Source organism: Acidimicrobiia bacterium, assembly GCA_016650365.1.
In the GTDB taxonomy this organism is placed as follows: domain Bacteria; phylum Actinomycetota; class Acidimicrobiia; order Spongiisociales; family JAENVV01; genus JAENVV01.
In genome coordinates this window covers 1-1,535 of record JAENVV010000251.1, presented here as the reverse complement: position 1 = coordinate 1,535, position 1,535 = coordinate 1, and the positions used below count along the sequence as shown (strand labels likewise).

The following is a 1,535-nucleotide window of genomic DNA, read 5'->3' as shown; positions in this document are numbered from 1 at the left end:
TACGACTCGGGGTCGACTCTGATCAATTGATGTTCGGAGGGGGAAGCTCGGATTTGCTCCGGGTCGCATCGCTGGCCGTCGGTGGCGAGGGCACCTCGGCCGTGTATCCATGGCCATCATTTATTGTCTATCGGATTGGCTCGGCCCTGGCCGGGAGCGCGGCAATCGAGGTCCCCCTCACCGCTGACTATCACCTCGATCTCGATGCCATGGCCAAGGCCGTGCGGGATGACACCACTCTGGTCTTCGTATGCAATCCCAATAATCCAACCGGCACCTACCGCTCCAAGAAAGATGTGGCCGCCTTCATCGATTCTGTACCAGAACGGATCCTGGTCGTCGTCGACGAGGCCTATTTCGAGTACGCCACGGCTCGCGACTTTGGGTCGGCTTTCGACCTGGCCCTGTCCAGGCCCAACGTTGTGGTCCTGCGAACCTTTTCGAAAATCTACAGCCTCGCCTCGCTCCGGATCGGCTATGCCATCGGGCAAGCTTCGACACTGGCTGACCTCCGAAGAGCACAGGCTCCGTTTGCGGTTAACGGACTAGCTCAGGTTGCGGCCCTTACGGCAATTCGATTTCCGGAACGGGTCGAGGAGCGGGTGCGGTTTAACGAATCGGAGCGCGAACGCATGCAAAAGGAACTCGAGGCGCGCGGGGTGGAATACGTGCCGTCGCAAGCGAACTTCGTCTACCTGCATCCGTCTACCGCTGGAACCCCCGCCACCAGCCGGTCCCCGTTCGATTCCTTCCTGAGCATGGGAATAATCGTCCGTGAGTTCCGTGGTGGCTGGATCAGAGTGACGGTGGGTTCGGTCGACGAGACCGACCGATTCCTTTTGGCCTTGGACTCGTTGCGTAAGGGGTAGTAATGGGCCGGTGGGGCCTGGTCGGAACCGGTCGGATGGCGTCGGCGCTGCATTCGACCATTTTGGCCATGCCGGATGGGGAGGTCGTGGCGGTGACTTCGACGTCTCGCCGCCGGGCTGAGACCTTTGCGAGCCTTCACCAAATAGAAGGCGTGTACTCCTCTGTCGAGGCAATGGCCCGGGATCGGGCGGTGGAGTTTGTCTACATCGCCAGCACCAATGACCGCCACCACGACGACACCATTACCTGCCTCGATGCGAATCGTCCAGTGTTGGTCGAAAAACCGTTCTCGATGAACCGGCGCCAGGCAGAAGCGATGGTCCAACGAGCTCGGATGCGCCAAACCTTCCTCATGGAAGCCATGTGGATGCGGTTTCAACCGGCCATATTGAGGCTGATTGAGCTAATCGAGATCGAAACCATCGGACCCATTCGTCATTTGTCCGCCAACTTCGTGATCGTTGTCCCTGATGATCCGGAACGGCGCTGGTTTTCGGCCGCCCTCGGTGGCGGGAGCGTATATGACCTGGGTGTTTATCCGCTTGCCCTTGCACAGATGTTGCTTGGTCGACCTGAACAGGTGGCGTCGCTTTCGGTACTGGGGCCAACGGACGTCGAAACTCAAAGCGGGATCAATCTCCGTTATCCCAACGGCGCCCTGGCGG

The 1,535-nt window shown here is 59.6% G+C and carries 2 protein-coding genes; both read left to right on the top strand.

Going from position 1 to position 1,535, the window contains the following annotated elements; translation table 11 throughout:
• On the top strand, positions 1-869 hold an 869-nt coding region (locus JJE47_14370; protein MBK5268608.1), incomplete at its 5' end, for an aminotransferase class I/II-fold pyridoxal phosphate-dependent enzyme.
• Positions 870-871: 2 nt separating this feature from the next.
• Positions 872-1,535: Gfo/Idh/MocA family oxidoreductase (locus JJE47_14365; GenBank protein MBK5268607.1), on the top strand; the 664-nt coding region annotated here is incomplete at its 3' end.